Source organism: Tolypothrix sp. VBCCA 56010, assembly GCF_050875635.1.
Lineage (GTDB): Bacteria > Cyanobacteriota > Cyanobacteriia > Cyanobacteriales > Nostocaceae > Hassallia.
Genome location: NZ_JBPAOH010000235.1, coordinates 1 through 7,810 on the forward strand (window position 1 = coordinate 1; position 7,810 = coordinate 7,810).

The 7,810-nt window shown below is 40.9% G+C and carries 8 protein-coding genes and 1 pseudogene; 4 read left to right on the forward strand and 5 right to left on the reverse strand.

What is annotated here, in order from left to right; all coding sequences use genetic code 11:
- Positions 1 to 82: 82 nt before the first annotated feature.
- Positions 83 to 700 (reverse strand): RNA-guided endonuclease InsQ/TnpB family protein, encoded by a 618-nt coding sequence (locus AABK37_RS38830; RefSeq protein ID WP_432556733.1) that lies wholly within the window; start codon positions 698 to 700, stop codon positions 83 to 85.
- A 66-nt stretch (positions 701 to 766) separates the two neighbouring features.
- Here AABK37_RS38830 and AABK37_RS38835 point away from each other — a divergent pair, with 66 nt between their 5' ends.
- A complete protein-coding gene (locus AABK37_RS38835; protein ID WP_432556734.1) occupies positions 767 to 928 on the forward strand; it encodes a hypothetical protein in 162 nt (53 codons plus the stop codon).
- Here the strand turns inward: AABK37_RS38835 and AABK37_RS38840 are convergent.
- The 4 genes from AABK37_RS38840 to AABK37_RS38855 form a co-directional block, all read right to left on the reverse strand.
- The gene (locus AABK37_RS38840; RefSeq protein ID WP_432556735.1) at positions 925 to 2,109 is read right to left on the reverse strand and encodes an EcsC family protein; all 1,185 of its coding nucleotides are present in this window, start codon (positions 2,107 to 2,109) and stop codon (positions 925 to 927) included. The two genes, AABK37_RS38835 and AABK37_RS38840, sit on opposite strands and share 4 nt — an antisense overlap.
- Positions 2,110 to 2,939: 830 nt before the next feature.
- On the reverse strand, positions 2,940 to 3,761 hold the full coding sequence (locus AABK37_RS38845) for an alpha/beta fold hydrolase (RefSeq protein WP_432556736.1): 822 nt from the start codon (positions 3,759 to 3,761) through the stop codon (positions 2,940 to 2,942).
- Positions 3,742 to 3,945 carry a hypothetical protein gene (locus tag AABK37_RS38850; protein ID WP_432556737.1) on the reverse strand — a complete coding sequence of 68 codons (204 nt, stop codon included), beginning with the start codon at positions 3,943 to 3,945 and terminating at the stop codon, positions 3,742 to 3,744. Before AABK37_RS38850 ends, AABK37_RS38845 begins: the two co-directional genes overlap by 20 nt.
- Before the next feature lie 3 nt (positions 3,946 to 3,948).
- Complete coding sequence (locus AABK37_RS38855; protein ID WP_432556738.1) at positions 3,949 to 4,674, reverse strand: lysophospholipid acyltransferase family protein; 726 nt, start codon at positions 4,672 to 4,674, stop codon at positions 3,949 to 3,951.
- A gap of 525 nt (positions 4,675 to 5,199) precedes the next feature.
- Here AABK37_RS38855 and metG point away from each other — a divergent pair.
- The 3 genes and pseudogenes from metG to AABK37_RS38870 form a co-directional block, all read left to right on the forward strand.
- Entirely contained in the window at positions 5,200 to 6,810 is a 1,611-nt protein-coding gene (gene metG / locus AABK37_RS38860) for a methionine--tRNA ligase (protein WP_432556739.1), read from the forward strand.
- A gap of 141 nt (positions 6,811 to 6,951) precedes the next feature.
- A complete protein-coding gene (locus AABK37_RS38865; RefSeq protein ID WP_039744061.1) occupies positions 6,952 to 7,581 on the forward strand; it encodes an NYN domain-containing protein in 630 nt (209 codons plus the stop codon).
- Positions 7,578 to 7,810 (forward strand): annotated as a pseudogene (locus AABK37_RS38870) (hypothetical protein); the annotation flags it as partial. The gene AABK37_RS38865 and the pseudogene AABK37_RS38870, both read left to right, overlap by 4 nt.

Below are 7,810 nucleotides of genomic sequence, written 5' to 3' on the forward strand. Positions count from 1 at the left end.
TGACTCTCACCTACATGGTCATTCAGTTGTCAAGGTTCTGTACCTTGCGGCTAATCCTCCAAGTCCTTGTGGGCTTTAGTTTCTAGCCAACGGATCGCACTTTTAAGCCTAAATCAACCCCAATTGCTTCGTTAACTGCAACTACAGGATTCTCTTCTTGAGCCATTGCGTTGCGTATTTTCCCCTTGTTGTAGCAAGTAGCGTGGTTGAAAAGAATACTAGCATAGTATTTGCCGTCAGCATTTCTCGACACCGTAACAGTGGTGAATTTTGCGTCCGGCAAATCTCGATGAAACACGGCTTTCACAACACTTAAAGAACCTGGAAATTTAATTGTAGAATCTTTAACAATTAACTTCACGTTCTGAGGATATTGAATCGATTGTAACCCGTGCTTAGACTTGAAATTAGGATATTTTGCACGTCCCTCAAAGAAATTAATAAACGCGCTAGAAAGGTTGAATGTTACACGTTGCAAAACTTGGCTATACGCAAGTCCCAACCACTCATATTCTTTTTTCAATTTTGGTAACAACTTGTCCATAGCAGCTTTAGATAGACCTTTCCCTGTTTCTTTATACGCGGTAGAAGTAGCATTAAGCATATAGTTCCACAACCATCGAGTATTACCGAAACATTGAGAAAGATACGATTCTTGCTCCAAAGTGGGATAGATTCTAACTTTAACTGCTCTGTACATGGTATGCGAGCTTTACCGTGTTTATAAATTCATAGTAACAAATATAAGTGAAAGTGTGTATAGATTTTGGGCAAAGATGGGGGACAAGGGCGACGGGCGTGGAAACAACAACTAACCGCTAACAACACGAGCGGGTTTGTCAGATGCGTGACTGTCGGGAAACCCGCAATCGATCGCACTGACTCACCAACAACGCTCCAACCAACAACCACAACCACTAACAACTAACTCTTGACATCAATATTAAATTTAGAGCCGATCGCTTTAATCACTCTTGCTTCTTCTAATGTAGTTTTGTTGTTGAGTTGGGCTATTCTATAACATTGAGCAAGTAAAGGTACTGCAAAATCGCGGTTGAGTTGATTGAGTAGTGTATCTAAAGGTTGGGGTGATTTGATGTTTTGGGCGATCGCATCTATAGATGTGGGACTGAGGTTTAATGTTTGCAACTGTGGTAAAATTTCATCCCAAGTTCGATCTGGATGGCTGGCGAGGATCATGTGAACGAGAATTTGATCCATAATCGCTTCTTGGGCGATCGCTTTTTCTAAATAATTTTCGCTTTGTTTCTTTAACTCTGTAAGTGTTTCTTCCGAATTCAACGAAGTCGATTCATCCAGCTTTGCTTCATAAAATCGACAAGCTGCGTATCCCAATGAATATATCATCGTCGCATTAGAACTAGCACCAATCACCGCACCCGCAAAAGGTACATTTCGCAGCAAACCTAATCCTGCGGCTTTTAAAAGACGACTACCACCAAAAGCTAAACCAAAAATCGCTAATGCTTCACCTTTCCGCGCCGGATCTTTTAAATCCAGCCCATAGACAGATGCAATTTGATAAAGCATTTCTGACTGTAATTGCGTTGTTGCCGCCAAATCAACTGCAAACAGCGCCAACGCTTCACCTGGTAAAATACTCGTAGCCAGTCCGATTCCCCCTGCTTTAGTTGCCTTATCCAGCATAATCCGATGGGCAATTTGGCTGGGTGATTCTTGGGGATGCTGTTGCTGTAGTTGTTTTACTTCGGCTTCGGCTTTTGCTAAATCAACTTTGTCACTCACGCCAATCAGCCAATTGAGATTTAAAACTCCAGCTAATTTTCTAATTAGCCAGTTATCACCAAGATGAGTAACTACCTCTCCAGCTGTGTGAGTTGCTTGTTCAATTAGCTTGTGTGTTTGTTTTGCCGCTACTTCTCCCAAGCCTACTGCTATTTCTACAGATGCCGATCCTACCCCAACTGCGGTTCCAACTGCACCACCTACAGACTTAGCAAACGACTCTAATACAGACGGTGTATCTTCTTCTACTGAAGTTTGCGGTTTAATTTCTATTTCTGAAGCTGGTTGTGATGAATTAACTGATTTATTCACCTCAATTTCTGTTTGGGATTTGTCTTTCATAAATCAAGCAACGTCCGACAAGTGTTTCTATTCAACTTGTAGCTGGAAACCGAGGAGCTTGACATCTCTCTGTAAGGGTAAGTCGTTAATTTAAAATTAACTATTTCCTACCACCGACAACAGTTAGCCCCACTTTTGGAATATACTCTACTAGCTTACCTTGTGGCTGTCCTTCAAGTCCCCAATCGTAAGTATCTTCTGCTAAAAAGTCTGCTTCACCTTGATTAATTTCCTTATCTAAAACTTGCCCTAATCTACGTTTTTCTTCAATTCCTAGTGAAGATATCGCATTTATTAGGGATTCAAAAGTAATACCAAGAGCGAAAAAAGAATGCTACAGATGGGTAGGGGCACGGCACTGCCGTGCCCCTACGAAGAATTTATGTGTCGCAAACATTATTTAAATTGGTATAAGCCGTTTTACAGTTTCTTGTGTCAGGATGTGTATTGGATTTTTTTAATTTATATTATCGTCTCATATATCCTTGATCAAGTCTGACTAAACAGGTTCTCGTCTTCGAGAGAATATAAATCCGGTTCATCATGCAAAAAGTCAAATGCTTTTCCTTTTTCAGCAAGATACATAAGTTCATTACTAGAAGGATAGGGAATATTTCCAAATAACTTTTTTTCTAGCAATAAACGTTCTTCTGTTGCTAAAGCAAGAATTACTTATAATCACGATTCAACTAGCTTTATGTTCATCGCTTTCTTCAGTTAGGTTTAATTTTAATTAATGCTTGAGATGACGAAGATTTGAAAGATCCTCGATCATTTTATGTAAATCTTGCTTTTGTCGGGTTTCATTAAATCCTTTTCATCTGAAAAAATCACTTCATTTCTAATTTAGAAACGGCTTCAGCACTCTTTTCTAAAAAGTTGTTTTCCTTCATAAGTTCATAAAGATAAATGTCTTTTTCTAACAAACAAGCGTGTCCGCTATGAGGTAACACTACCATTTTGGCATTAGGTAAAATATTAACTAAACGTTCGGCTTCACTTACAGAAGGTAAAAGGCGATCGTCACCACCAGCAATTATTAAAATTGGTTGAGTCAGGGTGCGTAACTGTTTGTCATCAACGTGAAAATCTCGCAATAACGATATTCGCCAGTGAACGGTTTCTGGTGGTACATAACGCATTGACTTGAGAAGTTCTTGACGATCGCCTCTGGCAATTCTCCCTAAAGATGCTAAAAATGGCAACAACCCCAACGCACCAATATCATAAAGATATCCGGGTACGATGTTAGTTAGTTGCGATGTCCAATTCAACCAAGGACGAAGATTAAAAGCCGAAGCAGAGTTAATGATAATAATTCGCTTGAACAACTGCGGTGAGGCGATCGCTACTTTCATCGCCAAACAACCCCCAAATGACTCACCACACAAGTAAATTGGTCTAGGACTTTTTTCCAATTCCCCGTCGATTAAATCCAATACGTTTCTAGTCAGATCGTCCCAACTAGTTAAATCTTCTCGTGGTATTGCCAGACAACGCACATCAAAGCCGGCTTCTAAACCGGCGGTTTGCGATCGCAATAATTGACCAGTTCCATCCATCCCTGGTAAGTATACCAACAACGGATACTCTGGTTTTAGTCTTTTAGGTGTTAAAAAACACGGTTTTAGATCAACTTTTTGAGTAGTCATTAGTCAATTGGGCAATGGGCATTGGGCATTGGGCAATGGGCATTGGGCAATGGGCAATGGGCAATGGGCAATGGGCAATGGGCAATGGGAACGTGAGAATAAAGTCAAATCTTTTTCCCATACCCCATGCCCTATGCCCTATGCCCCATGCCCGATGCCCGATGCCCGATGCTCCATTCCCCATTTTCTAATAACAACCTTCACGCAACAATTTAGCAATTTCACCATGACAGTGTTCTGTCAATTCGGCTACAACTTTTTTGCCTTGTTTGCCCTGGTATTTTTCCTTGTGTTGCGGCATAATCCAATAGGGACGACCAATCAACACGGCAAGGCGACGATAAATAACCAAGGGATGCAAACCCGGTTGATTGAATAAAGGTTCTGAAGGGTCAAACAAACTCAACACTCTTAAGGGTAATGCAGAAGTGCTGATTTCTTCTAAAGAAGCGATCGCGATCGGCAAAATTGCCAAATCCTCAACTTGCGATCGCAATGCCAAATGAGCAAATCCTCTCTGAAATTCCCCTACTTGATTCGCAGGAGTAAATTTCACCATTGGCTTAGTTCCTTCGGGAAAAACCCCCACCATCTGCTTTGACTGCAAAAGCCTCTGAGATTGCACAAAAAAGCTATGCTGGCGGTTTTCTGGACTTTCTAAGGGAAAACAGCCCAATTGTCCGGTAACAATCTCTCGCATAATTGGTACTTGCCCCATATAATGATGGCAGGCAAAGCGAATTGGACTTGACAACGCCTCCATTAAAACTGGTGCATCCATGAAGCTGCGATGATTGCTCACCACCAAGACACTTGCATCTTGGGGAATGCGATCCTCGTAATAGCGAAACATTTTTGTTGAGATTGTCGCTAGAAACGAGCGAGAAATATCCAGAGGGCTATTTACACTCATACTTTAGTCAATATATTTTTGAGAAAATACAGCATTTTTTCTGAGATAAGTTTTACATTTCTTTACTATAGCAACGACCGTCTTCAGATAGAAATGTCTAATTTACAGAATAAGTTAAACTTTTCTTAGAACTTATGGGTGCTATTTTCAGCCACAAGAAATAGTTAAAAAAAGCCCGCATCAACACCAAAGCGCTTATTATAAACAATGAAATCAAACACCCACTTTCCTCGATAGGGCTTGAACTCAGAAAAAAATCTAGCAGATGAATTTGCCCACAAGGGACAGAACTTGTGCCAAATTAAGGGAATTATTTTTCAGCCTTGATGCTTTATGCTTCAGACTTCTTCAGTCAGGATTGTTCAAGCAAAAAAAGTGCTGCATTCACGGTTAGGCAGCGAACAATCGCATAGCAAAGAAATTTGCTAATATTAAATTGTTGTTTGAAAATTGGGGAACAATATTATATAATTACGTGGTTTTAAACACATAAGTGCGTTAGAAAACTGTTTTAACAAGTTGTTTTTGATTCTGCAAGATAAAAGAGTGGATACAGAAAAGACATTTGCGCTAACAACACCGCTATATTATGTAAACGATTTACCCCACATGGGCAGCGCTTATCCAACGATCGCAGCTGATGTGGTAGCGCGGTTCCAAAGACTATTAGGACACCCGGTACTGCTGATTACAGGTACAGATGAGCATGGGCTGAAAATTCAGCGGGCAGCAGAAAGTAAAGGGCTTAACCCACAAGAATACTGCGATCAAATTGTACCGAGTTTTGTTTCATTGTGGGAATTGCTAAACATTCAATACGATCGCTTTATTCGGACTACAGATCCGCGTCATGAAGCGATCGTCAAAGAATTCTTCCAGCGAGTTTGGGATCGAGGTGACATCTACCAGGGACAACAAAAAGGCTGGTATTGCGTTTCCTGTGAAGAATTTAAAGAAGAACGGGATTTGTTAGAAAAACACCGCTGTCCCATCCACACCAACAAAGAAGTCGAGTGGCGAGACGAGCAAAACTACTTCTTTCGCTTATCCAAATATCAAAACCAACTTCAAGAATTATACCAGTCCAGACCAGATTTTATTCAACCAGAAAGCCGTCGAAATGAAGTCCTCAACTTTGTAAATCAGGGTTTGCAGGACTTTTCTATATCACGGGTAAATCTGGACTGGGGTTTTGCAGTACCAGTTGACCCCAAACAAACCCTTTATGTCTGGTTTGATGCGCTGCTGGGTTACATAACTGCCTTAAACGCAAAAGACGCAGAATCGACTTTAGAAAACGCCTTAAAAAAATGGATGCCAATCAACTTGCATTTAATCGGTAAGGATATCCTCCGCTTTCATGCAGTTTACTGGCCCGCAATGTTAATGTCTGCCAATTTGCCACTTCCAGAAAGAGTATTTGGACACGGTTTCTTAACCAAAGATAATCAGAAAATGGGGAAAACCCTTGGTAATACTCTCGATCCTGTGGCGTTAGTTAAAACTTATGGTGCTTCTTCAGTTCGTTATTACTTCCTTAAGGAAATCGAATTTGGCAAAGATGGCGATTTTAATGAAGTTAGATTCATCAATGTTTTGAATGCAGATTTGGCAAACGATTTGGGTAATTTGCTAAATCGCACTTTGAACATGGTGAAAAAATACTGCGGGGGAAATGTGCCGCAAATTACAAATGACGATATCACTGATGAAAATCCGTTGAAAGCGATCGGTTTAGATTTAGGAGAAAAGGTAAAAAATGCTTATGAAGCACTAGCTTTTAATCAAGCCTGTGAATCTATCTTAACTCTGGTGCGAGCCAGTAATAAGTTTATCGATGAGCAAGCACCTTGGACATTGTATAAAAAAGGACAACAGCAGGCAGTGGAGCAAGTACTGTATGCAGTTTTAGAATCGGTGAGGCTAGCAGCTTATTTATTGTCCCCAATTATTCCGGATATCAGTAGCGATATTTATCAACAATTGGGCTTCCAAATCAACTTTAATCAGCAAATAGAAAGTTCAACTGCTGCACCTTTTGCGATCCATTCAACATGGGGAGTACTCAGCAGCGAACAAAAGTTAGGTACACCAAAACCAATTTTTCAACGCATCGATCCGCCAAAAAACGATTAGCTTTTTTAATTTCTTTTGTCAACAAAATTAGCGGGGTTTAATTGATAAGCTTGAAAGCTTATTATAAGCAGCTCTGACTTCTCAAGAAAAAAGATAAATTAGTATCAATTATTACAAGGATAAAATTGAGGTATGACAGCAATGTTGAATAACTTGGAAAACGACTCAATATTTACGCCAGAACAAGTTTTGGAAAATCGCGGTCGTGTCGCTATATTTATTGATGGTTCAAATCTATTTTACGCAGCGCTGCAACTAGGAATAGAAATAGATTACACGAAGCTTTTGTGCAGATTGACGGGTGGATCGAGATTGTTGCGGGCATTTTTCTATACAGGTGTAGACCGGACAAACGAGAAACAACAAGGATTTTTGTTGTGGATGCGTCGCAACGGGTATCGAGTAATTGCTAAAGATTTGGTGCAGTTACCAGATGGCTCAAAAAAAGCCAACCTAGATGTGGAAATTGCGGTAGATATGATGGCATTGGTAGATTCATACGATACAGCGGTGTTAGTTAGTGGCGATGGAGATTTGGCTTACGCAGTCAATTCAGTCAGCTATCGTGGGGTGCGCGTAGAAGTGGTGAGTTTGCGCTCAATGACCAGCGATAGTTTAATTAATGTAAGCGATCGCTACATCGACCTAGAAGCCATCAAAGAAGACATTCAAAAAACTCCTCGACAAAGCTATCCATATCGTCCCTTATCCGGTATCGGTTTTTTAGAAGAGTCCGGAGAGATTGACGGACATCTAGAAATTCAAGAATGAAGCAACAGAAGTATCGACAGGGAGGCAAGGAGTTGGACAGACTTGGAGACAGGGAGATAAGGGGACAAGGAGACAGGGAGACAAGGGGACAAGGACGACAAGGACGACAAGGACGACAACTTGGAAGAATTTTTCCCTTGTCTTCCCCCTCTCCTTTGTCTCCCTTGTCTCCCCCCTCTCCCTCATCTCCCTCATCTCCCTCATCTCCCCCCCTCCCCCACTCCCCCCC

What these genes read in the sequence shown, in the direction of transcription:
- AABK37_RS38830 (WP_432556733.1), bottom strand. Translation starts at nt 700, where the DNA reads ATGTACAGAGCAGTTAAAGTTAGAATCTATCCCACTTTGGAGCAAGAA.
- AABK37_RS38850 (WP_432556737.1), bottom strand. Translation starts at nt 3,945, where the DNA reads ATGGGGAATGGAGCATCGGGCATCGGGCATCGGGCATGGGGCATAGGG.
- AABK37_RS38840 (WP_432556735.1), bottom strand. Translation starts at nt 2,109, where the DNA reads ATGAAAGACAAATCCCAAACAGAAATTGAGGTGAATAAATCAGTTAAT.
- AABK37_RS38855 (WP_432556738.1), bottom strand. Translation starts at nt 4,674, where the DNA reads ATGAGTGTAAATAGCCCTCTGGATATTTCTCGCTCGTTTCTAGCGACA.
- AABK37_RS38845 (WP_432556736.1), bottom strand. Translation starts at nt 3,761, where the DNA reads ATGACTACTCAAAAAGTTGATCTAAAACCGTGTTTTTTAACACCTAAA.
- AABK37_RS38865 (WP_039744061.1), top strand. Translation starts at nt 6,952, where the DNA reads ATGTTGAATAACTTGGAAAACGACTCAATATTTACGCCAGAACAAGTT.